At 63.1% G+C, this 26,560-nt stretch carries 20 protein-coding genes, 1 tRNA gene and 1 pseudogene; 16 read left to right on the top strand and 6 right to left on the bottom strand.

Annotation, left to right across the window (positions count from 1 at the left end):
- Positions 1–109: 109 nt before the first annotated feature.
- A complete protein-coding gene (locus ACTJKF_RS00505) occupies positions 110–1,282 on the bottom strand; it encodes a porin (protein ID WP_440621585.1) in 1,173 nt (390 codons plus the stop codon).
- Between the two features lie 432 nt (positions 1,283–1,714).
- Entirely contained in the window at positions 1,715–2,617 is a 903-nt protein-coding gene (locus ACTJKF_RS00500; protein ID WP_440621584.1) for a YihY/virulence factor BrkB family protein, read from the bottom strand.
- A 153-nt stretch (positions 2,618–2,770) separates the two neighbouring features.
- Here ACTJKF_RS00500 and fdnG point away from each other — a divergent pair, with 153 nt between their 5' ends.
- The 8 genes from fdnG to ACTJKF_RS00460 all read left to right on the top strand — a co-directional run bounded on the left by fdnG (position 2,771) and on the right by ACTJKF_RS00460 (position 13,181).
- Positions 2,771–5,842 carry a formate dehydrogenase-N subunit alpha gene (gene fdnG, locus ACTJKF_RS00495; RefSeq protein WP_440621583.1) on the top strand — a complete coding sequence of 1,024 codons (3,072 nt, stop codon included), beginning with the start codon at positions 2,771–2,773 and terminating at the stop codon, positions 5,840–5,842.
- Positions 5,843–5,852: 10 nt separating this feature from the next.
- A complete protein-coding gene (fdxH, locus tag ACTJKF_RS00490) occupies positions 5,853–6,767 on the top strand; it encodes a formate dehydrogenase subunit beta (protein WP_440621582.1) in 915 nt (304 codons plus the stop codon).
- Complete coding sequence (locus ACTJKF_RS00485; protein WP_440621581.1) at positions 6,764–7,390, top strand: formate dehydrogenase subunit gamma; 627 nt, start codon at positions 6,764–6,766, stop codon at positions 7,388–7,390. The genes fdxH and ACTJKF_RS00485 overlap by 4 nt, the downstream gene beginning before the upstream one ends.
- Before the next feature lie 110 nt (positions 7,391–7,500).
- Positions 7,501–8,442, top strand: a complete 942-nt coding sequence (gene fdhE / locus ACTJKF_RS00480; protein WP_440621580.1) for a formate dehydrogenase accessory protein FdhE — start codon at positions 7,501–7,503, stop codon at positions 8,440–8,442.
- A 76-nt stretch (positions 8,443–8,518) separates the two neighbouring features.
- Positions 8,519–9,958, top strand: a complete 1,440-nt coding sequence (selA, locus tag ACTJKF_RS00475) for an L-seryl-tRNA(Sec) selenium transferase (protein ID WP_440621579.1) — start codon at positions 8,519–8,521, stop codon at positions 9,956–9,958.
- Entirely contained in the window at positions 9,955–11,880 is a 1,926-nt protein-coding gene (gene selB, locus ACTJKF_RS00470) for a selenocysteine-specific translation elongation factor (RefSeq protein WP_440621578.1), read from the top strand. Before selA ends, selB begins: the two co-directional genes overlap by 4 nt.
- Positions 11,881–11,910: 30 nt before the next feature.
- Positions 11,911–12,006: transfer RNA gene (locus ACTJKF_RS00465), tRNA-Sec, on the top strand.
- A 170-nt stretch (positions 12,007–12,176) separates the two neighbouring features.
- Entirely contained in the window at positions 12,177–13,181 is a 1,005-nt protein-coding gene (locus ACTJKF_RS00460) for a tyrosine-type recombinase/integrase (protein WP_440621577.1), read from the top strand.
- A gap of 165 nt (positions 13,182–13,346) precedes the next feature.
- Here ACTJKF_RS00460 and ACTJKF_RS00455 read toward each other — a convergent pair whose 3' ends face one another.
- The 4 genes from ACTJKF_RS00455 to ACTJKF_RS00440 all read right to left on the bottom strand — a co-directional run bounded on the left by ACTJKF_RS00455 (position 13,347) and on the right by ACTJKF_RS00440 (position 18,038).
- Positions 13,347–14,696 (bottom strand): MFS transporter, encoded by a 1,350-nt coding sequence (locus tag ACTJKF_RS00455; RefSeq protein ID WP_440621576.1) that lies wholly within the window; start codon positions 14,694–14,696, stop codon positions 13,347–13,349.
- A 70-nt stretch (positions 14,697–14,766) separates the two neighbouring features.
- A complete protein-coding gene (locus ACTJKF_RS00450) occupies positions 14,767–15,717 on the bottom strand; it encodes a PDR/VanB family oxidoreductase (protein ID WP_440621575.1) in 951 nt (316 codons plus the stop codon).
- 43 nt (positions 15,718–15,760) lie between these two features.
- Entirely contained in the window at positions 15,761–16,870 is a 1,110-nt protein-coding gene (locus ACTJKF_RS00445) for a porin (protein WP_440621574.1), read from the bottom strand.
- Between the two features lie 142 nt (positions 16,871–17,012).
- Entirely contained in the window at positions 17,013–18,038 is a 1,026-nt protein-coding gene (locus ACTJKF_RS00440; protein WP_440621573.1) for a Rieske 2Fe-2S domain-containing protein, read from the bottom strand.
- Between the two features lie 316 nt (positions 18,039–18,354).
- Here ACTJKF_RS00440 and ACTJKF_RS00435 point away from each other — a divergent pair, with 316 nt between their 5' ends.
- From ACTJKF_RS00435 to ACTJKF_RS00400, 8 genes and pseudogenes are all read left to right on the top strand, one after another.
- Entirely contained in the window at positions 18,355–19,077 is a 723-nt protein-coding gene (locus ACTJKF_RS00435) for a TetR/AcrR family transcriptional regulator (protein ID WP_440621572.1), read from the top strand.
- A 126-nt stretch (positions 19,078–19,203) separates the two neighbouring features.
- A complete protein-coding gene (locus tag ACTJKF_RS00430; RefSeq protein WP_440621571.1) occupies positions 19,204–20,472 on the top strand; it encodes an alpha/beta hydrolase in 1,269 nt (422 codons plus the stop codon).
- Positions 20,473–20,505: 33 nt separating this feature from the next.
- Positions 20,506–21,396, top strand: coding sequence for a VOC family protein (locus ACTJKF_RS00425; protein ID WP_440621570.1), 891 nt, complete (start codon positions 20,506–20,508; stop codon positions 21,394–21,396).
- 29 nt (positions 21,397–21,425) lie between these two features.
- Positions 21,426–23,096 (top strand): AMP-binding protein, encoded by a 1,671-nt coding sequence (locus ACTJKF_RS00420; RefSeq protein WP_440621569.1) that lies wholly within the window; start codon positions 21,426–21,428, stop codon positions 23,094–23,096.
- Complete coding sequence (locus ACTJKF_RS00415) at positions 23,093–23,566, top strand: acyl-CoA thioesterase (RefSeq protein ID WP_440621568.1); 474 nt, start codon at positions 23,093–23,095, stop codon at positions 23,564–23,566. The genes ACTJKF_RS00420 and ACTJKF_RS00415 overlap by 4 nt, the downstream gene beginning before the upstream one ends.
- A 12-nt stretch (positions 23,567–23,578) precedes the next feature.
- A complete protein-coding gene (locus tag ACTJKF_RS00410; RefSeq protein WP_440621567.1) occupies positions 23,579–24,733 on the top strand; it encodes an FAD-dependent monooxygenase in 1,155 nt (384 codons plus the stop codon).
- Between the two features lie 44 nt (positions 24,734–24,777).
- A complete protein-coding gene (locus ACTJKF_RS00405; RefSeq protein WP_440621566.1) occupies positions 24,778–25,533 on the top strand; it encodes a maleate cis-trans isomerase family protein in 756 nt (251 codons plus the stop codon).
- 202 nt (positions 25,534–25,735) lie between these two features.
- Positions 25,736–26,546: pseudogene (locus ACTJKF_RS00400) on the top strand (IS5 family transposase).
- Positions 26,547–26,560 lie beyond the last annotated feature (14 nt).

The following is a 26,560-nucleotide window of genomic DNA, read 5'->3' as shown; positions in this document are numbered from 1 at the left end:
CGTTGCCGGCAACGGACGAAAAAAAACCAGCCATGGCCGAAACCGATGACTGGTTTTGCAGTTCGGCGACATGGCGTCAGAGACGCCATGCACACCGGAAACGTACTTCTTAGAACTTGTGGCGCAGGCCGAGAGCGACCAGCTCTTGCGACTTCGTGCCGCCGTAGCCGTACGAGCCGATCGAAGCTTCCGCCGTTTGCGTCGTCGTGCCGTTGACGCGTTGCGTGCCGCTTGCGTGCTGGTAGCCACCGATCAGGTAGACGTCCGTGCGCTTCGACAGCGAGTAGTCCGCGCCCAGCGAAACCTGGTGATACTTCGCGTCCGTGTCGCCGCTCGCCTTCGTGTAGGCATAGCCGAGGCCCAGCAGCAGTGCCGGCGTGGCCTGGTAGTTCACGAATGCGCGGCCGGTGTTGAACTTCTCGGTTTCGCCGAATGCCGACAGGCTGTCCGCCTTGTATTGCGCGTTGCTGTAGCCGAGGCCGAACGTCACCGGGCCGATTGCGTACTGGCCAGCGACTTGCGCGATGTTGATTGCCTTCGCCGTTGCGTATGCGCCGACGATCGGGTTGTTCGACACGTCGAGGCCGGTCGCCGTCGGGCTCGTCCAGCCGCCCGTGCCGTCCGATGCGATCGTGCGATCGTTGCCGTTCTGCACGCGCAGGAAGCTGGCTGCGACGCCGATCGGGCCGTTGTTGTAGGCCGCACCGGCACTCCACGTCTGGCCTTGGCCCGGATGGCCCGCCACGCCGCCCAGCGCGTACATGCCTTCGACCTGGAAGCCTGCGAACACCGGCGACACATACTTGACAGCGTTGTTGACGCGGATGCTGTTGTCGTTGTTGTCGACGTCACCCGGCGTGGCCATGATGCTGCCGAAGTAGTTGTCGCCCGTCACGGCCTGGACCATGTCGACGGACGGATCGTACTGGCGACCCAACGTCAGCGTACCGTACTGAGCGTGGTCGAGGCCGACGTACGACTGACGACCGAACATGCGGCCGCCCTGGTTCAGCTTGCCGGTGCCGACGTCAAAACCGTTTTCCAACTGGAAGATTGCCTTCAGGCCGCCACCCAGGTCTTCCGTACCCTTCAAGCCCCAGCGCGGGCCTTGCAGGTTGCCCGACAGCATTTGCCACGAGTTGATGGCCTTGCCTTGGTTGCCATGGACAAACGCGATCGACGTATCGATCACGCCGTACAGCGTGACGCTCGATTGAGCGTGAGCAGCACCGGCGGCGCCCAGCAGGGCGAGCGAAAGGGTCGAGAGAGCGAGCTTCTTCATCGTTGATTATCTCCACGCAAATGATTCGTCATTCGTTATTTGTTGCGGATTGGAGAATAGCTCAGTGCCATCCATGCAAGAAAGCTTAAAAAATAAAGTGTCTCGAAAAGGTAACAGCATGAAAAAGTCCATATATATCAAGCACATCAAGGACTGTTCCTCTTTTTGAAATAGTTGACAATTGCTGCGCTGCGATTGTTGCAATGGCTGGCGTGTCCGGCAACAGTGGCGCGGATTTCGCGGGTTGACGCACGGGAATCGAGGTGCGCAAACGTTTGGCGTTGCAGGGTGCGGCGGAACACGATGCAAAGAACGCATAAACTTCGGAGCGGTGCGGGCCGGGCGGGGCGGTTGCGAAACGCAACGCGCTCGCGTAGGGCGACGATGCGGCGCGTGCAATGCGCGGTCGCGTGCGATGCAACGCGACGAAATTCAGTGGTTGCGTGCGCGATCCGTCGGTGCCGGCACGGCGGCACCGTTCCGGCGCGGNGCGGCCGCGAATTCCGCGCCGAGCAGCAGCACGGCCGCCGAGAAGTACAGCCACATCAGCAGGACCGCGAACGATCCGGCCGCGCCGAACGCGCTTGCGGTGCCGGCGTGCGCGAGATACAGCGCGAACAGCTTCTTGCCGCCGGAAAACAGGATCGCGGACACGATCCCGCCGATCATCGCGTCGTGCCACGCGACGCGCGCGTCGGGCAGGAACTTCATCAACGCGGCGAACGCGCCCGCGAGCACCGCGATGCCGACGAAGAACTGCAGCAGGTTGGTGACGACCACATACGGCGAGTTGCCGAGCAGCCAGGTGCCGACGAACGTGATCGCGGTATCGAGCACCAGCGACACGATCAGCAGGAACGCGACGCCGAGCACGAGCCCGAACGAAACCAGCCGCACGCGCACGAGCCCGAGCATGCTCGACCAGCGGTTTTCCGTGCTCGGCCAGATCACGCTGAGCGCGGTGTTCAGCGACGCGAACGTCGCCGATGCGCCGAGCGCGAGCGCCGCGAACGAGATCAGCGTCGCGATGCCGCCGCGCTCGCCCGCGCGATGCGCGTTCTGCACGATCGTCTGGATGCTGGCCGCCGCATCGTCGCCGATCAACTGGTGTGCCTGCTCGAACACCTGGCCGCGCGCCGCGTCGTCGCCGTAGAACCAGCCGGCCACGGCGATCACCATCACGAGTGTCGGCGCGAGCGAGAACGCCGAGAAGAACGCGATGCTCGCGGCCATCGCCGAGCAGCGGTCGGAAGAGAAACGCTTGAATGCGTTGAGCGCCCAGTTGGCTTGCTGTTGTGCGAGGCGCGTGGCTTCGGACGTGATCTGTCGTTTCATGGCGGTTCGGTTGTGCGCTGGCTGCGGGACATCGCCGCAGGACATCGGTGGATCGGATAAATCAGTATTGATCCGACGATTCGATCATAGTTGCTTGAACTGTCTATAATTCCTTACAGTTTCACTCCACCCCACAAAACCGCCGAGACCATCATGCTACAAATGTCCCGGCGCCAGTTCCTGAAGGTGACGGCCACGTCGCTTGCCGGATCGAGTCTTGCCCTCATGGGCTTTTCTCCGACGGAAGCGCTCGCCGAAGTCCGACAGTACAAGCTGGCGCGCACAGTCGAAACGCGCAACACCTGTCCATATTGTTCAGTGGGTTGCGGCATCCTGATGTACAGCCTCGGTGACGGCGCGAAGAACGCGCAGCCGAGCATCATCCATATCGAAGGCGATCCCGACCATCCCGTCAATCGCGGCACGCTGTGCCCGAAGGGCGCGAGCCTGATCGACTTCATCCACAGCCCGAGCCGCCTGACGCATCCCGAATACCGGGCGCCCGGCTCGGACAAGTGGGAGCGCATCTCGTGGGGCGATGCGCTCGACCGGATCGCGAAGCTGATGAAGGCCGACCGCGACGCGAACTTCGTCGAGACGGCGGAAGACGGCGCGAAGGTCAACCGCTGGCTGACCACCGGCATGCTGGCCGCGTCGGCGGGCAGCAACGAAGTCGGCTACCTGACGCACAAGGCGGTCCGCAGCCTCGGGATGCTCGCATTCGACAATCAGGCGCGTGTCTGACATGGCCCGACGGTGGCAGGTCTTGCCCCGACGTTTGGCCGTGGAGCGATGACGAACCATTGGGTCGACATCAAGAACGCGGACGTGATTCTCGTGATGGGCGGCAATGCAGCCGAGGCCCATCCGTGCGGTTTCAAGTGGGTCACGGAGGCGAAGGCGCACCGCAAGGCGCGACTGATCGTCGTCGACCCGCGCTTCACGCGTACGGCCTCGGTGGCTGACTACTACGCGCCAATCCGCACCGGCACCGACATCGTCTTCCTGGGCGGCGTCATCAACTATCTGCTGACGAACGACAAGATCCAGCATGAGTACGTGAAGCACTACACGGACTTCTCGTTCATCGTGCGCGAGGATTTCGCGTTCAACGACGGCATCTATTCCGGCTACGACGCGGAGCAGCACGCGTACCCGGACAAATCGAGCTGGGACTACGAGCGCGGCGACGACGGCTTCGTGAAGGTCGACCCGACGCTGCAGCATCCGCGCTGCGTGGTCAACCTGCTGAAGCAGCACTACGCGCGCTATACGCCGGACATGGTCCAGCAGGCGTGCGGCACGCCGAAGGAGAAATTCCTGAAGGTATGCGAGATGCTCGCGACCACGGCCGTTCCCGGCCGCGCCGGCACGGTGCTGTATGCGCTCGGCTGGACCCACCATTCGATCGGCGCGCAGATCATCCGCACCGGCGCGATGGTGCAGCTGCTGCTGGGCAACATCGGCATCGCGGGCGGCGGGATGAACGCGCTGCGCGGCCACTCGAACATCCAGGGGTTGACCGACCTCGGGCTGATGTCGAACCTGTTGCCGGGCTACATGACGCTGCCGATGCAGGCCGAGCAGGATTTCGACGGCTACATCAAGAAGCGCGTGCAGCTGCCGCTGCGCCCGAACCAGCTGAGCTACTGGAAGAACTACAAGGCGTTCCACGTCAGCTTCATGAAGTCGTGGTGGGGCGATGCGGCCACCGCCGAGAACAACTGGGGCTACGACTACCTGCCGAAGCTGGACAAGCAGTACGACCTGCTGCAGGTGATCGAGCTGATGAATGCCGGCAAGATGAACGGCTACATCTGCCAGGGTTTCAACCCGCTCGCGGCGTCGCCGTCGAAGGTGAAGACGGCAGCCGGCCTCGCGAAGCTGAAGTGGCTCGTGATCATGGATCCGCTCGCGACCGAGACGTCCGAGTTCTGGAAACATCATGGCGACTTCAACGACGTCGATTCGTCGAAGATCCAGACCGAGGTATTCCGTCTGCCGACCACGTGCTTCGCGGAGGAAAACGGCTCGCTCGTCAGTTCGAGCCGCGTGCTGCAATGGCACTGGAAGGGCGCGGAGCCGCCGGGCGAGGCGAGGAGCGATCTCGAGATCATGTCGGGGCTGTTCCTGCGCATGCGCAAGATGTACCAGACGGACGGCGGCAAGTATCCGGACCCGATCCTGAACCTGACCTGGCCGTATGCGAATCCGGAAAGCCCGACGCCGGAAGAGCTCGCGATGGAGTTCAACGGGAAGGCGCTCGCCGACCTGCCGGACCCGAAGGATCCGACGAAGACGCTCGTGAAGAAGGGCGAGCAGCTCGCCGCGTTTGCACAGCTGAAGGACGACGGCACGACCGCAAGCGGCTGCTGGATCTTCTGCGGTGCATGGACGCAGGCCGGCAACCAGATGGGGCGGCGCGACAACTCCGACCCGACCGGCATCGGCCAGACGCTGAACTGGGCATGGGCGTGGCCGGCCAACCGGCGCATCCTGTACAACCGTGCATCGTGCGACGTGAGCGGCAAGCCGTTCGACCCGACCCGCAAGCTGGTCGGCTGGAACGGCAGTGCGTGGAAGGGCGTCGACGTGCCGGACTTCAAGGTGGACGAGCCGCCCGAGAACGGGATGGGGCCGTTCATCATGAACCCGGAAGGCGTCGCGCGCTTCTTCGCCCGCGCGGGGATGAACGAAGGCCCGTTCCCCGAGCACTACGAGCCGTTCGAGACGCCGCTTGCGGCGAACCCGCTGCACCCGGACAACCCGCAGGCGCTGAACAACCCGGCCGCCCGCGTGTTCCCGGACGACCGCGCGTCGTTCGGCAAGGTGTCGGAGTTCCCGCACGTCGCGACGACGTACCGGCTGACCGAGCATTTCCACTACTGGACCAAGCATGCGCGGCTGAACTCGATCATCCAGCCCGAGCAATTCGTCGAGATCGGCGAAGACCTCGCGAAGGAAGTCGGCGTCGCGCATGGCGATCGCGTGAAGGTGTCGTCCAAGCGCGGTTACATCGTCGCGGTCGCGCTCGTCACGAAGCGGATCAAGCCGCTGACGATCGAGGGCAAGAAGGTCCAGACGGTCGGCGTCCCGTTGCACTGGGGCTTCAAGGGCCTGACGAAGCCCGGCTATCTCGCCAATACCCTGACTCCGTCCGTTGGCGACGGCAACTCGTACACACCGGAATTCAAGTCGTTCCTGGTGAAGGTCGAAAAGGCGTAAGGGGGAAGAGATGGCATTGCAATCGCTGGATATCAAGCGCGTCTCGGCCACCACGACGCCGCCGCCCACGGCGCGCGAACCGGTGACCGGGAGCGTCGCGAAGCTGATCGACGTATCGAAGTGCATCGGCTGCAAGGCATGCCAGACGGCGTGCATGGAGTGGAACGACCTGCGTGACGAGGTCGGCACCAACGTCGGCGTGTACGACAACCCGGCCGACCTGACCGAGCACTCGTGGACGGTGATGCGGTTCTCCGAATACGAGAACCCGGCCGGCGACCTCGAGTGGCTGATCCGCAAGGACGGCTGCATGCACTGCGAGGATCCGGGCTGCCTGAAGGCGTGCCCGTCGCCCGGCGCGATCGTGCAGTACAACAACGGGATCGTCGACTTCCACGAGGAGAACTGCATCGGTTGCGGCTATTGCGTGACCGGCTGCCCGTTCAACGTCCCGCGGATCTCGAAGAAGGATCATCGCGCGTACAAGTGCACGCTCTGTTCCGACCGCGTCGCGGTCGGCCAGGAACCGGCCTGCGTGAAGACCTGCCCGACGGGCGCGATCGTGTTCGGCACCAAGGAGGACATGAAGCAGCACGCGGCCGAGCGGATCGAGGACCTGAAGGAGCGCGGCTTCGAGAACGCCGGGTTGTACGATCCGCAGGGCGTCGGCGGCACGCACGTGATGTACGTGCTGCACCATGCCGACCAACCGTCGCTGTACCACGGGCTGCCCGACAATCCGTCGATCAGCCCGATGGTGAAGCTGTGGAAGGGCATCGCGAAACCGCTCGCGGTCGCGGGCCTCGCGCTGACCGCGCTGGCCGGGTTCTTCCACTACACGCGGGTCGGTCCGAACGAGGTCAGCGACGAGGAAGAAGCCGCCGCCCGCGACGAGGCGCGACGCATCAAGGAGAACGGAAAATGAAGCACGACGACCCCAACCTGATCGTCCGCTACACGCCGAACGAGCGCACGAACCACTGGATCACCGCGATCACGTTCGTGCTGCTCGCGTTGTCCGGGCTCGCGCTGTTCCATCCGTCGATGTTCTGGCTCACCGCGCTGTTCGGCGGTGGCCAGTGGACGCGGATCCTGCATCCGTTCGTCGGTCTCGTGATGTTCGTGTCGTTCGCGATCCTCGTGGTGCGCTTCTGGCACCACAACGCGCTCGACGCCGACGACCGTCAATGGCTGAAGCAGATCGGCGACGTGCTGACCAACCAGGAAGACAGGCTCCCGCCGGTCGGGCGCTATAACGCCGGACAGAAGCTGCTATTCTTCACGCTGGTGGCGTGCCTGCTGCTGCTCCTGCTGTCGGGAATCGTGATCTGGCGGCGCTACTTCTCGTTCTACTTCCCGATCGGGGTGATCCGCGCGGCGGCCGTCGTGCATGCCGTGGCGGCTTTCGTGCTGATCGCGAGCATCATCGTGCACATTTACGCGGCGTTGTGGGTGAAGGGTTCGATCGGGGCGATGGTGCGCGGCACCGTCACGCTGGGCTGGGCCCGCAAGCATCACCCGAAGTGGTTCCGTGAAAGCGTGAAGTAACGCACCGGAGCGGAGCGGTACGCCGATTGCTGCGTACCGCTCCGTCAACCGCCGGAATCGCCTGAAAAGCGCCGATCCGTCGGCGCTTGTTTTTTTGGAAGACATTTCTTGTGACACAACGCATTCTGGAGCCGACCGAGATCTCGGCGCTCGATCATTCGGCCATTCCGCGCTTTCGCCTGCCGGAGCGCGGCACCGCGTTCGCCGCGCGTGCCGCCCGGTTGCGCAAGCTTGCCGACCTGAACCCGATCAGCGGCTACCTGCGGCTGATGGCGACCGTCGCCGACGCGCAGCACGCGACGCTGCAGGCGCTGAACCTGCCGATGCCGTCGGCCGACGCGATCGCGCGCGCGCAGCAGCATTCGATGCCGCTCGTGCCGGCGCTCGACGGCCAGCGCGACCCGCAGTGGCGCGCCGTGCTGTATGAACTGCTCGATCGCGTCGAAAGCGCCGGGCTCGTCAACCCGTCGCTGGCGAAGCTGCTCGACCGGCTGCGCCTGATGCCGCCCGCCGACCTCGACGCGCAGGCCGACGCGGTCCTCGCGCTGCGCTTCGCCGAAGTCGACCCGGCCACCGCGCCGTTCCTGATGGCCGCGCTGCAGGTCGTGTGGACCGATCTCGCGAGCCGCGTGGCGCCGGCCGATGTCCCGTATCTCGACCAGCCGGGGCTGTGCCCCGTATGCGGCACGCATCCGGTCGCGAGCGTCGTGCGGGTCGGCGGCCAGTTCCAGGGCTACCGTTTCCTGCAGTGCGGGCTGTGCACGACCGAGTGGCACATGGTGCGCACGAAATGTTCGCACTGCGACTCGACCAAGGGCATCGCGTACCACGGGATCGAGGGCGGCAGCGAAGCCGTCAAGGCCGAGTCGTGCGACGAATGCAAGACCTATCGCAAGATCGGCTACCAGGAGAAGGACTACGAGTTCGAGCCGCTGGCGGACGATCTCGCGAGCCTCACGCTCGACCTGCTGATGAACGAAGCCGGCTACCAGCGCAGTTCGCCGAACCCGCTGCTGTGGCCGGACATGTCGCGCGAAGCAGACACCGATTGACGGCCGGCACGCCGGGCCGGCGCGAGCGCGCCGGCTGCCTGTCGCATGCCGCACATGGAAAAGGAGCCACCATCACGTGACCGAACCGGGTTTGAATGAACTGAATACCGTCCTCGCGCGCGTGCCGTCGGTCGAGCGTGTGCTGTCGTCGGCACCGCTGCAGCCGCTGCTCGCCGATTATGGCCGCACGCGCGTGCTGGCCGCGGTGCGCGCCGAACTCGAACGCTGGCGCACCGCCGCCCAACACGATCCGGCGGCGGTCGAGCCGCTCGACGAGCCCTGCATCGCGGCAGCCGTCGCTCGCACGCTGGCCGCGCAGAGCACCGGCACGGTTCGCGCGGTGTTCAACCTGACGGGCACCGTGCTGCACACCAATCTCGGGCGTGCGCTGTTGCCCGACGACGCGGTGCGCGCGGTGGTCGACGCGCTCACGCAACCCGTCAACCTCGAATTCGATCTCGCCACCGGCCGCCGCGGCGACCGCGACAACCTGATCGACGCTCTGTTGTGCGAACTGACGGGCGCCGAAGCCGCGACCGTCGTCAACAACAATGCCGCGGCCGTGCTGCTCGCGCTGTCGGCGCTCGCGCCGAAACGCGAAGTGATCGTGTCGCGCGGCGAGCTCGTCGAGATCGGCGGCGCGTTCCGCATTCCCGACATCATGAGCTGTGCGGGTGCGAAGCTGCACGAAGTCGGCACGACCAACCGCACCCATCTGCGCGACTACGCGGATGCGATCGGCCCGCGCACGGCGCTGCTGATGAAGGTCCATTGCAGCAACTATGCGATCAGCGGCTTCACGAAGGAAGTGACGCTCGCCGAGCTCGCGCCGCTCGCGCGCGAGCGCGGGCTGCCGGTGGTGGTCGATCTCGGCAGCGGCACGCTCGCCGATCTGTCGCAATGGGGCTTGCCGCACGAGACGACCGTGCAGGAAACCGTCGCGGCCGGCGCGAACCTCGTCACGTTCAGCGGCGACAAGCTGCTCGGCGGGCCGCAGGCCGGCCTGATCGTCGGCGATCGCGAGTTGATCGCGAAGATCAAGAAGCATCCGCTCAAGCGCGCGCTGCGTGTCGGCAAGCTGACGCTTGCCGCGCTCGAACCCGTGCTGCGGCTCTACCAGGCACCGGAATTCCTGCGCGAGCGGCTCACGACGCTGCGTTTGCTGACGCGGCCGCAGCATGACATCGCCGAGGCCGCCGAGCGCGTGCTTCCGGCGTTGCAGGCCGCGCTCGGCAGCGGCTTCGACGTGCGGGTCGAGCCGATGTTCAGCCAGATCGGCAGCGGCGCGCTGCCGGTCGACCAGTTGCCGAGCGCCGGGCTCGTCGTGCGCACGCCGGACGGCAAGCGCGGCGGCCGGGCGCTTGCGCAGCTCGAGAAGCGGCTGCGCGACTGGCCGCGTCCGGTGATCGGCCGCGTCGCCGACAACGCGCTGCGGCTCGACCTGCGCTGCCTCGAGGCCGCCGACGAAGCGGCATTCATCGCGCAATGCGCGCGGATCGCGGGGCCCGCTGCATGATCGGCGGTACCGCGGGACATATCGATCACGGCAAGACGACGCTCGTGCGGGCGCTCACCGGCGTCGACACCGACCGGTTGAAGGAAGAGAAGGCGCGCGGCATCTCGATCGAACTCGGCTATGCGTATACGCCGCTCGAGAACGGCGACGTGCTCGGCCTGATCGACGTGCCGGGCCACGAGAAGCTGATTCATACGATGGCGGCCGGCGCGAGCGGGATCGACTTCGCGCTGCTCGTGATCGCCGCTGACGACGGCGTGATGCCGCAGACCCGCGAGCATCTCGCGATCCTGCAACTGCTCGGCGTCACGCATGGTGCGGTTGCGCTGACGAAGTGCGATCGCGTCGATGCCGCACGCCTGCCGGCCGTGCGCGACGAGATCGCCGCGTGGCTGCACGGCTCGACGCTGGACGGCGCACCGATCTTCGAAACCTGCGCGACGCGTGCCGACGATCCGGGCGTCGCTGCCTTGAAGCGTCATCTTGCCGACGCGGCGCTCGCATGGCGCGCACGCCGTGACGACGGCCTGTTCCGGCTGGCGGTCGATCGCGTGTTCACGCTGGCCGGGCAGGGCACCGTCGTCACGGGCACCGCGTTCGCGGGCCGCGTGGCGACCGGCGACACGCTCGCGATCGTGCGTAGCGGCGGTGCGGCGCGCGTGCGCAGCATTCACACGCAGAACCGGCCGGTCGATGCCGGCCGCGCGGGCGAGCGCTGCGCGCTGAACCTGGCCGGGGTCGAGCGTGCGGACGTCGGGCGCGGCGACACCGTCGCGGACGCGCGGCTCGTCGCGACGTCGCCGCGCCTGGACGTCGATCTCACGCTGCTGGCCGATGCGGGGCTCACGCTGACGCACTGGGCGCCGTTGCACGTGCATCTCGGCACGCTGCATCGCGTGGCGCACGTCGCGCTGCTCGACGGCGATACGCTTGGCGCCGGACAGACGATGCGCGTGCAACTGGTGTTCGACGAGCCCGTGTTCGCGCTGCCGGGCGATCGTTTCATCGTCCGCAATCCGCAAGCGACGCGCACCGTCGGCGGCGGTCGCGTGCTCGATCCGTTCGGCCCCGCGCGCAAGCGTCGCACACCCGCGCGCCGCGCATGGCTCGACGCGCTGGCGACGTGGCTCGACGAAGGGCGGCTCGATGCGCTGCTCGCGCAGGCGCCGCTCGGCATCGCACGCGCGATGCTCACGCACCTGACAGGGTTTGCGCCGGACGCGCTCGCGCTGCCGGACGATGCGTTGGCGATCGGGCAGCGCGAGCGGGCATCGAACGACGGCACGGTGATGGCGCGTGCGCACTGGCGTGCGCTGCAGGCGCGCGCGATCGACACGCTGCGCGCGTATCACGAGCGCGTGCCGGACGAGCAGGGGCTTGATGCGGCACGCCTGCGGCGGATGGCGGCGCCGCTCGTCGGCGATGCGCCGTGGCGTGCGCTGGTCGATGCGCTGGTGGAGAGCGGGGAGGTTGCGCGTAGCGGGCCGTGGCTGCATCTGCCGTCGCATTCCGTGAGTTTCGATGCACGCGAGGAAGCGCTGGCGCAGCAACTGCTGCCGCTGATTCATGCGGGGCGCTTCGATCCGCCATGGGTGCGCGATCTGGCGCGCGACACCGGCGCGGCCGAAGAGGCCGTGCGCACGCTGCTGCGCAAGCTCGCGCGGCGCGGCGACGTGCATCAGGTCGTACGCGACCTGTTCTATCACGCGGAGGTGGCGCGCGAGCTCGCGGGGCTGGTCGCCCAGCTCGCGCCGACGCGCGGCGGCGGACTCGATGCGGCAACGTTCCGCGACGCGACCGGGCTCGGCCGCAAGCGTGCGATCCAGATTCTCGAGTTCTTCGATCGGGTTGGGTATACTCGCTTCCACCGCGATCTTCACTTCCTGCGGCCTGACAGCGGTTGGGTGGGTATTCAGGCGTAGGCGCTCGTTGTTCTTTGGTTTTTTCCCCACGGAAGGCATTCGTATCCGGTGGTACGGCTGGACTTCAAATCCAGTTGGGGGTGTCAGACACTCCCGGGTAGGTTCGACTCCTGCTGCCTTCCGCCATGCCGGGCTTCCGCGGCGTTCCTTGAGCTTCCTCTGAAAGTCCGCAAGCCCATGATTTTGGGGGCTTTTGTGGGTAACGGCATGCTTGCGGCGTCCGGCCGCGTCCCCCACAATTTCCTCACGAAACATGGGTAGCGACATGGGTTTTGTGGGTAGGAAAGGAGGGCGGCATGGCAGGACGACAGTTGCATCGACTCAGCGCACTGCGGGTCGCGAAAGAGGTGACGCCGGGCCATTACTCTGATGGCGGTGGTCTGTATATGCAAATCGCGGACAGCGGTGCGCGCTCGTGGGTGTTCCGGTTCAAACTGAACGGCCGTGTGCGTGAGATGGGGCTTGGTCTGCTCTCGCGCGTTTCTCTGGGCGAGGCGCGGAAACTGGCCGTTGGATATCGTGACATGGTCAGAGATCTGATCGATCCCATCTTTGTCCGACGCGAGCAGCAGCGCAGACAGTTGCTCGACATATCGCAGGATGCAAACGTGACGTTTCGTGAAGCAACGGAAGCGTTTATCCGCGGGCACGAACCCCACTGGCGAAATCGCAAGCACGTCCAGCAATGGAGTAACACGCTCAAAACCTACGCGTATCCGGTGATCGGTGACGTCCGGGTGCGCGATATCGACACGGCGATGATCGTGCGGATCCTTCAGCCGATCTGGACAAAAAAGGCGGAGACGGCGCGGCGTGTGCGCGGCCGCATCAAGGCGATCCTCGACGCAGAGACGGTGTTGGGTCATCGCATTGGCAGCAATCCCGCACGGTACGCTGACCATCCGCAACTGGTGTTGCCGCGCTCGAAGAAACGCTCACAAGTAAAGCATCATCCAGCCCTGCCTTGGGAAGACCTCCCGGCGTTTGTCTGTGAACTGGAGCTTCGTCCACGGCGCGCGGCGCGGGTGCTGCACCTCCTTATCCTCACGGCGACTCGTACGAATGAGGTACGGTTTGCACGGGTTGAGGAGTTTGATCTCGACAATCGTGTCTGGAGTATTCCTGGAGATCGCACGAAAAGCGGTCGGCCGCTACGCGTACCGCTTTGCAAACGGGCTGTCGAGATCGTCCGCAGTGCGCTGCCGAAGGCGAAGTATGGATATTTGTTTCCCGGTTGCACGGAAGGGCGCCCATTGTCGAACATGGCGATGCTGTCTCTGTTGAAACGCATGGCGGGTTGAAATCCAGCTTCCGGGAAGCACGCAAAGCGCGCCTGTGCTGGTATTGCCAGCGGACCACTTCATCAATAATTCCTAATGTAGTGTTCAATCCGTCGAATCAACAACCTTGTAAGCAGCGATAGAGCTATTGCGCCGCTTCAGGCAGCTAATGGTCCGATGCTCGCGCTACGATTGCGTCCCGACGGAAGGGTCCGATACGGTGGAGGGGGCGTCCGCACGGGAAATGGATGAAAGCAGGGCTATCGACAGGGCAGTCACGAGCGTCGGCCCAGCCGAGGCGAGGATGATCTGGTCCGCGCTCCACGAGCGCGAGAGCAAATACCCTCCCAGAACCGGACCGAGCACCGCCCCGACACGTCCGACTCCGGATGCAAGTCCGGCGCCCGTCGAACGGCCTTTGGTCGGGTAAAAGACCACTGCGATACCGTAGAGCCCCGACTGGCCGCCGATGACACTAAAGCCAGCGAACATGATGCACAGGACGGCGATTTCCGGTTGATGGGTGAACAATGCAAGTCCCGCGATAGACAGTCCGCCAAGCACGAAGTTGGCGAACATGACCCAGCCATATCCGAAGCGGTCGATCAGATAGCCCAGCAGGTAATTGCCGACGAGGCCGCCACCCCAGAACGCCATGCCAGTAAGCAGCGCGGCGCTGGCCGAAAAGCCGATTGCGCTCATCAGAAGCGGGATCCACGCAGCCAGGAAGTACGCGCTGAGCATGTTGCAGAAGCTCGCGAGCCAGAGCAGAACGGTGGGGCGCGTGCGTCCATGTCCGAACACCACCTTCAGCGCGCTTTCCTTGCGTGCCGCCTGCTCGGTCTGGTTGAGATCGTCGTCGAGATGGTACTTCCTGATCAGGTCGACCGTCTTGTCGTCGTTCGGGCGCCGCAACAGCCGGAACTGCAACGATTCCGGAAGAAAGATCAGCATCAGTAGTGCGAGGAACCCGGTGAGAATCGCACCAGAGTAGAAAACGCCGGTCCAGCCAAATGGCTTGATCACAAACGTAGCGATCGCGCCGCCTACGACTCCGCCGATCACATAGCCGGACGAGACCACCATCACGAGCGTCGTGCGCAAGCGCTTCGGACTGTATTCCCCTCCCAACGCGAGCGCATTGGGAACGACGACCCCCATCCCGAACCCTGCGATGAAGCGGACTGCCACCAGTTGTCCGACCGTGTGAACGAGAGGCGTCGCTGCCATCAGGACTGCTACCCACATCAGAGAAACGATTAACGCTGGCCGGCGGCCGATCCTGTCGGCGATACCTGCGAGCAGGACCGAGCCCACGAGCATGCCGAACAGGCCGGCGCTCAGAACCGGGCCGAGCATGGCCTTGCTGATTCCCCAGTCCTTGATCAGGGCGGGCGCTGCGTACGACATGGCCTGGACATCGAAGCCGTCAACGACCATGCACAGTGCACACAGCATCACCACCATGTACTGCGCGCCATGAATCAATTTCGCGTCGGGGGACCGGCTACGCGCTTTTGACAGTTCCATTTTCATCTTCTCCGGGTGCGCCGCTCCGGGCGTTTTGCGCTCTTGCGCTAGTTGTAAAAAGGTTGTGTGGGTCGAGTCAGAGATCGAGAACCAGCAGCCCCGATCTGGACCGCGAGCAGCAAGGCGTGAACTGATCGTTCGCCGCGTGTTCCGCATCGGTCAAATAGACGTCGCGGTGGTCCGGCTCGCCACCGAGTACCCGTGTCAGACAGGTGCCGCATACACCCTGCTCGCAGGACACGGGAATCTCGACGCCGCACTTCGCAAGCGCCTGAACAACCGATTCATCGGGCAATACCGGGATGACCTGGCCAGAACTCGCCAGCTTCACGCTGAAGCGATGATCCGATGAGGTGTCGGCAGCGGTGCCCGCGAAATACTCGCGATGTATCGTGGCTTCCGCCCATCCCTGCGCGCGCGCAGTCTGAATGACCATGTCCATGAAGCCCTTCGGGCCGCAGACATAAAGATGGGTGCCAGGCGTTGGGTTGGCGAGCACGCTCGATGCATCGAACTGCTGCGCCGCGTCGCCGTCGCTCAGGTGGAAGGCGACCTGAGATGAAAACGGAGATTGCTCGATCGTCGCGCGGAATGCCATGCGATCCGCCGAACGCACGCAGTAATGCATTTCGAACGGCGCACCGATATGCGAGAGCCGGTGAGCCATGCAAAGAATCGGCGTGACACCAATGCCGCCGGCAATGAGCAGGGTTCGCCCGGCGTCGCGTGCCAGGGGGAAGTGATTCCTGGGCTCGGATATGGTCAGGACATCGCCTTCATTCACGTCCCGATGCATCACCTCCGAGCCACCTCTGGAAGCGGACTCGCGCAACACAGCGATGACGTACCGGTGCGTCTCGTGAGAGGGATTGCACAATGAATATTGCCGCACAGTGTCTGCATTGACATGGACATCGATGTGCGCGCCGGCCGAGAAAGCCGGCAAAGAGGCTCCGTCCATTCCTGCCAGCTCGTATCGGCAGATGTCGGTCGCTTCTTGCACTTTTCGCACTACGGTAGCTTTCAAGACAATCTCCTGCGGTTTGTTACGAGATTCCGGCTGTGCACGACTAGAAGCTGTGCGTCATGCCGACGCCGAGGTACACGGAAGAACGCGCCCCCTGGGCGAGCGGAGTACCCGTGTCGAGCGCCGCACCGTTCGCATTAAAACGTTCGTACACGCCCACGAGCTGCACCGTCGTGCGCTTGCTCAGGAAGTAGCTGGGAACGACATAGAATTTGTTGGCGACCTGATCGGGTACGCCGTCCTGGGTTCGCTTGCCACGGTAGTAAGCGACGTAGAGGTCGAATGCCGGTGTGATGAGCCAGTCGCCGCCGCCAGAAATAACCTGGGTCTGCATATTCCGGTAGGGTCGGGCGGGCGTGTTCAGGCCGCTGTCGATCCGGTTCTGGGTGAACGTCGCCCGCAGCGTCAAGCCTCCCCATTTGTAGGAAGCGCCTCCTGCATAGGCGAAGAACAGCGTTCCGATGTTGTCCTTGTATTGCATATAGGACGCCCTGAGCGTTGCCGCTCCGCCGTCGTAGCCCACCATCGCGCCAGCGGCACTGTTATTCGAAAACTGACCCGCTATCCCGCCGAAGGCGTACATCGCCATGCCGGTGAAACCGGATTTGTGGACCTGGTACTTGACGGCGTTATCGACGCGGTCAAGACTGGCGCCGGCAACCCCGGGATTGGGGCCGAAGTTGTTCTGGATCGTCGTGCCCGGTCCGCCCAGGTAACCGAGCCGAACGTTCATGTTCGTTGCCGAGTTGTTGGCGTTGAGCGGATCCGTCACGTAAAACAGTTCGGCAAGCGTATTGACCTGCCGTCCGAACGTAAGCGTCCCCCAGTCATTCGAGGTCAGCCCGACGTAAGCGTTGCGATCGAAAAGCTTCTGGGTGCTCGCAGCCGCCCCGGTGTTGACGATGATGGTGGACGCGAGACTGAATACCGTGCTCAGGCCGCCGCCGAGATCTTCCTGTCCCCGCAGACCCCACAACGAAGGAAGCCACATGTTGGCTGCCATGCCCACCGATGAACCCCCGGTTTTGCCGGTCTGGTAAACGATCCCATCGTCGAGTCTCCCGAAGAGCGATACGCTCGAAGTCGAAACCTGTGCGTATGCCGCGGATGATCCGAAAGCTAGCGTTGCGATGACTGCATGAAGCTTCTTCATTGTCGCTGTCTCCAAACTTCATTTAATTTGTTTTGCTAATTATTGTTTTGACGTTTATGTCGTTTCGCGTGCTCCATGGAAATTGAGTGAGGTGCTGCAAGCGCATGCGGAAGGAGACCCGCATGCGCCGGCCATGCGTGTGTCAGGCCGTTGTGGCGACCGGCGTGTTCCGGGCCGCGACTTCGGCATCAAGCAGCTTCGCCAACGTGCGTCGGACGCGGATCGCGCCACCGTCGGTGCCGAGCAAGACGGGGTGCAAATCCATGATATCGACCGATCCAATGGACCGCTGCTGGGCTTCCAGCATCGGCTTGTCCTGCTCGACGAATCCAATGCGCTGCCAGTCGCGCACCTTCTGATCCGCTTCTGGATCTCCGATCGCGTAATCCCGGCTGTTGCAGAAGAAGTAGTGACACGTGAACTTGGACTCGGCCGTCACGATATGTGCGCTCTGAATCTCGAAGAGCATCTTTTCGCGGTCGTCGACTTCATAGCCGCGGACCGTGAGCTTCGCGTTCGACGGCGGATCCCAACGTACCTCGTAGACGAGGTCGATCAGCTTGTCCGGGTCCGGGACGGCATTGGCGTAGAACATCGGCACCTTGCCGTTCGGGAAGGTCAGGTAGGTGTAGATCGTGTTGCCGTCCTGCTTGACCTCGTTCTTGATGCGGGGGAACGCTTCGGATCCCTGATACTCGCCGTGCACGAACTGGATGTGCGTGAGGTCGGTCAGGTTGTCGATGGCCAGCTGGTAGTTGGCCTGGGTCACCATGTAGCCCTGCACCGCGGCGCGTGCGGGATCCGTGAGGAACGCGTAGTCGGGCAGGGCGCTCTCGTCGGCCGCCTCGGGGTTGCCGAGCCATACCCAGAATCCGCCGAACCTTTCGAGTACCGGATACGCCTTCACTTTTGCCGCTTTGGGAATCGGCGCGCCGTCGACGGGGTTTTTCGCGCAGTTGCCTGCCTTGTCAAAACAGAGGCCGTGATAGCCGCACTGGATCAGGTCGCCAACCTGCGTGCCCATGTGCAATGGCACGAAACGGTGGGCGCAGCGGTCCGCGATCGCAGCCGGCGTGCCATTTTGCAGGCGGTAAACGAGGATCGGCTCGTTAGCGACCGTGCGATGGAGAAAGCCCTTTTCGTTAAGCTCGCTGGTCCAGCCGATCATGTGCCATGCGTTCTGAAGAAATTCCATGTCTCACCCATGTATAAGTGCTCGCCCGGCGGTTCGACATCGACATCGGCGTCGCCGCTGCCCAGGCGACCGAACCCGCTCTTGACGAAGGAAGGAAGTGTGAACGCATTTTGGCTGCATTCGACACAATAGTCAAAGTTATAGACGTTGGTGTCAATACCACTATCGTTTTCCCTGAAACGGCAGATGAAATCGGTGCGCTGCGCAATTCGCGCCCAGGCGCCTTACAGCGCGCGGGTAGACTTACGCGTTGTAGCGCCTTGATGCGGCACGACCAATGGACATTCACATGAGCGACAACACGACCACGACACGGGAACGAATCACCCGGAATGCCGCGCAGCGGCAGGCCATCCTCGAGGAGGCGTGCCTGCTCTTCATTTCGAAGGGTTTTGGCGGGACCAACATTCAGGACGTTGCCGATGCGGCGGGCCTGACACGAACGGCGGTGTATCACTACTTCCGCAGCAAGGAAGCTATGCTGGAGGCCCTGACGGAAGACGTTACGCAGAAGGCAAGCGAACTGTCTGCATCGATCTCGATGCGCGACGACGTTCCGGCCGAAGAGGCGCTGCAGCAGCTGATCATCCAGCACGCCGGACTCATCCTTTCGTTGCCCCTGCAGTTTCGCGTGGTCGAACGCAGTGAAAGCAGCCTTCCGGAGGCGCACCGCAAGGCGGCTGAAGATGCGCGGCGCGGGGTGCTTGCCCATTTCGTCCACGTGATCCAGCGCGGTATTCGCGAAGGGGTATTTCGTCCGATCGATGCGCATGTCGCCGCGTTTTCCATCATCGGCATGTGCAACTGGTGTGCGTGGTGGTTCGACGCGGGCGGCGAAGTGCCGGCGCGCGAGGTGGCGGCCACCATTGCCGAACTGGGGCTTCGCGGCCTGCTGAAGGTCAAGGCGCCGCGGGCGCGACCGGTCACGATCGCGGAGACCATGAGCCAGATGCGGGACGCAATGACCATCCTGGAGCGGCAGGTCGGCCATTTGTCATCCGGATCGAAATAGGACGCGTTGACAGGCGCGTCAACCAGGAAGGGTTAACGAGAACGTCGAAAATTTGACGTTAGTGTCTAAGCCTCGTATGATCGACTCACGATCAAACGAGGGTGCCGCTTAGCCGCGGCAAGACAGATGACCACGACCCGCAACCCGGCAGCCGGCGCGACCGCCGGCTTTCTGAATACCGACTGGAACCCGCGAGACGTGCCGCAAGGCACGCGGACGACCAACGTCGTGCTGCGCACGGCAGACGGCGCCGCGACTGGCGGCTCGCTCTACGAGCCGTCGACGCCGGCCGACACGGTGGTGTGCGTCATGCACCCGCGCGAGTTCATGGCCTGCCACTATCTGATTCCGGACATCGTGGGCGCGGGCTATGCGGCCTGGTCGCAGTCGCCTCGCTCGGTCGGGAACGATCTGCGTCTGGAGCATGAATTCGCGTTGCACGATGTCGCCGCGGGACTGACCTACCTGAAGTCGCGCGGGTACCGCCGCATCGTGCTGCTGGGCAATTCCGGCGGGGCGGGGCTCTACGCGTACTACGTGCAGCAGTCGGGATGCCAGCCCGAGCAGCGCACGAGCCGCACCCCGGCCGGCAAGCCGACGCGCCTGGCTGATCTGCAAATGCCTCAGGTCGATGGTGTCGTGTTCGTCGGTCCGCACCCTGGTCAGGGGGCGCTCTTGATGAACTGCATCGATCCGTCCGTCGTTAGCGAAAGCGACCCGCTCGCAGTCGATCCCGCGCTCGATCCGCTCAATCCCGGGAACGGGTTTGACGGCGCCGGCGCAACGGCCTATGACGCGAGCTTCGTCGAGCGCTATCGCGCTGCACAGCGCGCGCGCGTTGCCCGCATCGACGAACACGCACGGCGTCTGATCGCGCAGCGCATGTCGGCGCGCAAGCGGGTGGCCGAGGCGGGCAGTGCCGCTTCGGTCGAAGACCGCCGGATCGCGGCGCATACGCCGATCATCAACGTATGGCGCACCGATGCGGACCTGCGTTGCTTCGATCTGTCCATCGACCCCTCCGACCGCAAGTTCGGTTCGCTGTGGGGGAGCGATCCCTACGTGTCCAATTACGGCGCAGTCGGGTTTGCGCGCCAATGCACGCCGGAAAGCTGGCTGTCGACGTGGTCGGGCCTGTCGTCCAATGCGACGCTGGAAAAGACGGCCGCGTCGATTGTCCAGCCCGTGCTCGTCGTCGAGTACACCGGGGACCAGGCCTGCTTCCCGGGCGACGCGAAGAAGATCTACGCCTCCATTGCCTCTTCGAACAAGCGCCACCTGCGCGTACGAGGCGACCATCACGGACGCGCCCTGTCGCCCGAAGAAGAACCGGGGCGGCTCGAGGCCGGCCGGCAACTGGCTTCGTGGCTCAAGGACACTTTTCCCGCGCTCTGAGCCTGCCGAGCATACTGAATCTGGAGATCCCGCATGACTGCTCACGCAAACCCGCGTCAACTCAAACTGAACGGTGTCGACCATACTGCGCGGCCTACCTGGAAACTCCGGGAAACCGTTGAGTTTTATCGTGACAAATTAGGACTACAACTGATTCACGTGATTTCCGCGCGGGGTTGGGGACCGTCGAATCATCCGGACTTTCTGCATTTCTTTTTCGATAGTGGCAAGGGGAGCACCATCGCCTTTTTCTACTATCTGGGCTCCGATCAGCCGGCCGAAATCGAAGGCCGGTCTCAGCGCGCACCGGCTCCTGAAGACCACGTGTTCGACGCGACGCACACGGCGTGGCAGGTCGAAAGCGAAGAGGAGCTTCACGCGTGGAAGGCGAAGCTGGAGGCACAGGGACTCAACGTTTCCGTCGAAACGCGTCACGAAGTCATCGAATCGATCTACGTACGGGATCCGAACGGCTATTTCATCGAGTTCACGCGAAAGCTCCGTCCACTCGGCGAACTCGATGCCGACGATGCTGCGCTGACGCTACAGGCTGCAATGGAGGCCGAGGACATGGCTGCTGCGGAAGGCCGCCGGGTTCTGAACATCGATGAATTCTGGGCGCGAAAAGCCGCGTTGCTCAACGAGCGCGAGCACCTCAACGGCAATGGCCATGTTGTGCGGATTTACGTTCCGCAGCTCGACGAGTTTGCCGCGATCGTCAAGGACGCTGAAAAGCGGGAAGGGTGCCGTGTGGTTCGTCGAGGGGCCTACGATTGTATTGAAACGGACCAGCCGATCGCGTTCCTGAGAAAAGAACTGGCCCTGAAGCCAGCGGTCTGGTACGGCCTCTTCACCGGCGGTGTGCAAGGCCACATCAGTGAGTTTGGCCGCGATCGCGTCGTGATCGCGCCGTGCGGCAAGTAATCGGCGCTTGCTGAAAAAGTGAGGAGACAATGGCTGGCATATTGAGCCCTATCGAGGGCGTGACTTACCCCACCGCTGCAAGAGCGGCCCGATCGTTTGCGAATGGAGCGTGGGTCGATTCGACCGTGGGCGATGCATTGCGCGCAACGGCGCAACGCTTTCCCGACCGTCCTGCATTCATCAGCGACGAGCGAACGATCACTTTTCGCGAGCTCGACGAAAAAACCGAGCGCCTGGCCGCCGCGCTCCTGGATTTGGGCCTCGAAACCGGCGACCGGGCAATCCTGCAAATCGGCACGAACGTCGAATCGGTCATCGTGCTCGTGGCCTGCTTCAAGGCCGGGATCGTTCCGGTGTGTTCGCTGCCGCAGCATCGTGAAGTGGAGATTGGACAGCTTGCCGGGCAGGCGGGCGCGAGAGGCTATTTCGTTCAGACCGACTTCAGTGCCTTCGACCTCGCGGGTTTCGCGGCGAAGATGGTCGATCGCACGCCGAGCCTGGCGTATCTGATCGTCTCGCGCGGAACTGTGCCGGGTACGAGCGATATCGAGACGCTGGTGGCGTCCACGCCGCTCGAAGCCGCCAGGCAGCGTCTCGCGCTCGTCAAACTCGGTAGCGAGGACGTGCTGAGTTTCCAGCTATCGGGGGGGACTACAGGTGTCCCGAAGATCATTCCGCGTTTCCATGCCGAATATATCGGGCACTCGAGCGCGTGCATGAACCGCTACCGCATGACGAGCGAAGGCCGGTTCATCTATCCGTTGCCGATCGTTCACAACGCGGGCCAGCTTTATGCACTGCTGCCGCCGCTGGTGCTCGGGTCGACGACCGTATTGATGCCGAAGGCCGACGTCGTGCGCATGCTCGAACTGATCGAGGCGCATCGTGTCACGCATGCCTTGTCCATCGGACCGATCGCGCCGCAACTGCTTGCGTACCAGGACGTCGGGAAGCACGACTTGTCGTCGCTGCAGCTCTTCGCAACGATGAGCCGCGCGGACGCGCTCGAAGCTCACCTGGGAGTGCCGTGCTCGAACCTGTATGGCATTACCGAGGGGCTGCTGCTGGGGTCTCCTGCCGACGAACCGGTTTTCGTCAGGCATCACACCCAGGGTGCCTCGGGGTGTCCGGATGACGAGATCAGGCTTCTGGACCCCGACAGCGAGACCGAAGTCGAATCCGGAAAGATGGGCGAACTCTGCTTTCGCGGACCATCCATGCTCGGCGGCTTTTTCGACAATCCGGAAGCGAATGCAAAGGCTTTCACGTCGGACGGCTTCTATCGCACGGGCGATATGGTTACCCGTCATGTTATTGACGGGAAAACTTACGTGACGTTCGAAGGCCGTCTGCGCGACAACGTGAACAGAGGTGGCGAAAAGATCGGATGTGAGGAAGTCGAAGCTTTTGTCTGCCAGCATCCCTCCGTTGTCGACGCCAAGCTCGTTGCCATGCCCGACGAAATCTACGGGGAAAAGGGTTGCATTTTCATCGTCACGCGCCCGGGCGCCGAACCGCTCGATGTCGCGACGCTCGGCGCGTTCCTTGTTGGCAAGGGCCTTGCGAAGTTCAAGTGTCCTGAGCGTGTCGAGACGATCGAGGAATTCCCCGTGACCCGGGTGGGCAAGCTCGACAAGCAGGCATTGAAGAAGCGAATTTCCGACATCCTGACGCTCGAGAAGCCGGAGGTCAAATCGTGAGCGCGTTGCCGACCGCTACGGAGCATCTGGTGAGCCGCGTGCCGGTTGTTATTCGCCGCCGTGTCAAATGGGGCGAATGTGACCCGGCTGGCGTGGTCTACACCGCGACCTTCTCCGACTATGTCATCTCCGCGGCAGAACTGTTTTACGGTTCGCTGTTCGATACGACGCCCCAGCGGGCGAAGCGCGAACAAGGTTTCGGTACGCCGACGCGCGCGCTGTCTTTCGATTTCAGCCGCTCGCTTTATCCGGATGACGAGTTCGACATGACGGTTTCGGTAAAGGACATCCGCAGCAGGACGTATGTGCTCGATGTCACGGCCCGCACGCCTGAAGGCGGCATCGTTTTCGAGGCGAATCTCACGCCCGTATGCGTGGCCCGGGACGAACGCAGATCGATCCAGATACCGGCATCGCTTCGTGCGGCGCTGGAGCAGTACCAGCAAGCCTGCGCGGCTGGAATCTTGTAGGAGAGACACAGCATGAAAATCATTGTGATCGGTGCCGGTCCGGCGGGCCTCTATTTCTCACTTCTGGCCAAGAAGAGCAATCCGGAACACGACATTCGGGTGTTCGAGCAGAACCCGAAGGGCGCCACCTACGGTTGGGGCGTGGTGTTCTCGGATATTGGCCTGAGTTTTCTGCAGGAGGCTGACCCAGAGTTCTTCCGCGAGTTCACGGCGAATCATGAGCGCTGTGACTACATGGAGGTCGTGCATCGAGGAACCCATGTGCAGATCCATGGCAACCACTTCTCGCGCACGTCGCGCGTCGACATGCTGAAGACGCTTCAGGATGCGTGCGAGCGGGAAGGCATTCGTATCGAATATGGCCGACGCGTCGAGGACATCGAAAGCCTCGCTGCCCAGGTGGATTTGGTCGTTGCGGCGGATGGGGGTAACAGTGCCGTGCGCACACAGTTTTCCGATCACTTCCGGCCCAGCTTCGAAAAGCGCCGCAACAAGTTCGCGTGGTATGGAACACATCAGCGGTTCCACCCGGTTTCGCTGATCTTCCGTCCCAACGAGCACGGCACGTTCATTGCTCATGCCTATCAATACAGCCCGCAGTTGAGCACGTTTCTGGTTGAAGTCGATCCCGACACATGGAAGCGGGCGGGGCTCGATGCGGTGAGCGAAGAAGAAAGCCGCCGCTACTGCGCCGAGGTATTTCGGCAGGATCTCGGCTCTAACGAACTGCTGACCAACCGTTCCCTCTGGTTCGAGGCGAACATCGTCAAGAACGAACAGTGGACGTATCGCAACATCGTTCTGCTAGGGGACGCGTTGCGTACGGTGCACTTCTCGCTGGGCTCGGGCACGCGTATGGCCATGCAGGATGCCATTGCGCTGCATAAAGCCATCTGCAGCCATCCGAGCGACATCCAGGCGGCGTTCGCCACGTTCGAGGCGTCACGGCGTCCCGCGTCGAACAGTTTTCAGGGTGCGGCCAGCAAGAGTCTGGACTGGTACGAGAACGTCGACACGAAGCTGCATCTCGATCCGGTGTCCTTCGCATACGACTACATGCGGCGCACGGGGCAGGTGTCGCACGACGACCTGAAGGCGCGGGATCCGCTATTTGCGGCTGCCTACGAGGCAATGCAGGGCGAGCTTACCCAGACAACGAGCGCCTGAGAGGTTCGGTCCTTCGCGCGCACAACGGTTCAAGAGAGATCAAGATGCAGAAATACTATCGTATTGGACAGATCGTCCCGAGTTCGAATACCACCATGGAAACTGAGATTCCCGCGATGTTTCACGCGCGGGAAGCGGTTCGTCCCGAACGGTTCACTTTCCATTCGAGCAGAATGCGCATGCACAAGGTGACCAAGGAAGAACTGGAGGCAATGAACCGGGAGGGCTTGCGCTGTGCGGCGGAACTGGCCGATGCACGCGTCGACGTGATGAGCACCGCGTGCCTCGTTGCGATCATGGCGATGGGGCCGGGGTACCACCGCGAAACGGAGGCACAACTGGCCGAGGTGGCTCGCAACAATCAGTGCCTCGCTCCGGTGATGACGTCCGCCGGCGCGCTGATCGATGGCCTCAAGACCCTGAAGGCCCGCCGCATTTCGCTTATGGCGCCCTACATGCGTCCGCTTACCGATCTTGTGGTGAAGTACATCGAGAGCGAGGGCATCGAGGTCATCGATTCGCTCTGCTTCGAGATTCCGGATAACCTGGAAGTGGGCAAGCGCGACCCGCTTCGGCTCATGGAGGATGTACGGGCGCTGAACACCGAAGGCGCGGATGTCGTGGTGGCTTCGGCGTGCGTCCAGATGCCCTCGCTGCCGGCCATTGAGCGCATCCAGGACATGCTGGGTATCCGGACCGTGTCCACGGCGGTGTGCACCGTCAGGCGCATGCTGGACCATCTGGAGCTGGAGCCGATTGCGCCGGGAGCGGGCGCGCTGCTCTCCGGTGCCCAGGCCTGAACTGAATGGGTGTCGTGTCGTTGCGATGTTGCTCACGGCACGATCGCTGGCGGCGCTCAATGTAGTGCTCAAACGCGATAGCCAGACGCGAGAGCACCGTTGGTGCGCCAGGCTTAGAAGCTGTTGCGAAATTACGGTTTGGGACTGTTAACTTTTTCGAGAGGGTGTTAACTTTCTGACCTGTTTTTCCCGCCAGGAAGCGATGCCCAAAGAACTGATCGACGACGAGATGTGGTCACTCATCGAACCTTTGCTGCCGAAGCGAGCGCCGCGAAACCGCCGATATGCGGGCCGCAAGCCGACACCAGATCGCGCGGTGATGACAGGCATCGTATTCGTGCTGCGCTCAGGTATCGCTTGGAATTTGTTGCCGCAAGAGATGGGTTGCGCTCGGGCACCGCGTGCTGGCGGCGGCTGGTTGCGTGGCAGGAGGCCGGCGTCTGGCAACGCATCCACGAGACATTACTGGCCGAACTGCGCCGCAGAGGCCAACTCGACATGGCGCGTGTCATTGTCGACAGTTCCTCGGTTCGCGCGATGCTAGCGGGAAAAAAAACGGCCCGAACCCAACGGACCGGCGCAAGCTCGGCAGTAAGCACCACCTCATCGTCGACGCGCAAGGCATCCCGCTCGCGGTCATCTTGACCGCCGCGAATTGCAACGACATCACGCAACTCGATGCGTTGGTCGAAGCTATTCCTCCCATTCGAGGAAAACGCGGACGTCCTCTGCGCAAACCGAAGATTGTTCAAGGCGACCGGGGCTACAGTTCCGAGCCGCACCGGCAACGCCTGCGCGAGCGTGGCATCACACCCTTGCTTGCCAAAATCGGCTCGCCGCATGGCAGCAGCCTCGGCAAAACCCGCTGGGTTATCGAACGTTCCATTGCTTGGCTTCATGCGTTCAGACGACTCAAGATTCGCTACGAACGATACGCACACGTGCATGAGGCTTTCCTCTCGCTCGCGTGCTGCTTGATTTGCTGGAACCAACTCAAGGCAGCTTTCAATTAATTTCGCAACAGCTT

Source organism: Burkholderia sp. 22313, from assembly GCF_052045245.1.
Lineage (GTDB): Bacteria > Pseudomonadota > Gammaproteobacteria > Burkholderiales > Burkholderiaceae > Burkholderia.
The sequence above is the reverse complement of the archived record's forward strand: the minus strand, read 5'-3'. Positions and strand labels throughout refer to the sequence as shown.

Coding starts and splice junctions, on each gene's coding strand:
- ACTJKF_RS00505 (WP_440621585.1), bottom strand. CDS start 1,282: ATGAAGAAGCTCGCTCTCTCGACCCTTTCGCTCGCCCTGCTGGGCGCC.
- fdxH (WP_440621582.1), top strand. CDS start 5,853: ATGGCATTGCAATCGCTGGATATCAAGCGCGTCTCGGCCACCACGACG.
- ACTJKF_RS00485 (WP_440621581.1), top strand. CDS start 6,764: ATGAAGCACGACGACCCCAACCTGATCGTCCGCTACACGCCGAACGAG.
- selB (WP_440621578.1), top strand. CDS start 9,955: ATGATCGGCGGTACCGCGGGACATATCGATCACGGCAAGACGACGCTC.
- ACTJKF_RS00460 (WP_440621577.1), top strand. CDS start 12,177: ATGGCAGGACGACAGTTGCATCGACTCAGCGCACTGCGGGTCGCGAAA.
- ACTJKF_RS00455 (WP_440621576.1), bottom strand. CDS start 14,696: ATGAAAATGGAACTGTCAAAAGCGCGTAGCCGGTCCCCCGACGCGAAA.
- ACTJKF_RS00445 (WP_440621574.1), bottom strand. CDS start 16,870: ATGAAGAAGCTTCATGCAGTCATCGCAACGCTAGCTTTCGGATCATCC.
- ACTJKF_RS00440 (WP_440621573.1), bottom strand. CDS start 18,038: ATGATCGGCTGGACCAGCGAGCTTAACGAAAAGGGCTTTCTCCATCGC.
- ACTJKF_RS00435 (WP_440621572.1), top strand. CDS start 18,355: ATGAGCGACAACACGACCACGACACGGGAACGAATCACCCGGAATGCC.
- ACTJKF_RS00430 (WP_440621571.1), top strand. CDS start 19,204: ATGACCACGACCCGCAACCCGGCAGCCGGCGCGACCGCCGGCTTTCTG.
- ACTJKF_RS00425 (WP_440621570.1), top strand. CDS start 20,506: ATGACTGCTCACGCAAACCCGCGTCAACTCAAACTGAACGGTGTCGAC.
- ACTJKF_RS00420 (WP_440621569.1), top strand. CDS start 21,426: ATGGCTGGCATATTGAGCCCTATCGAGGGCGTGACTTACCCCACCGCT.
- ACTJKF_RS00410 (WP_440621567.1), top strand. CDS start 23,579: ATGAAAATCATTGTGATCGGTGCCGGTCCGGCGGGCCTCTATTTCTCA.
- ACTJKF_RS00405 (WP_440621566.1), top strand. CDS start 24,778: ATGCAGAAATACTATCGTATTGGACAGATCGTCCCGAGTTCGAATACC.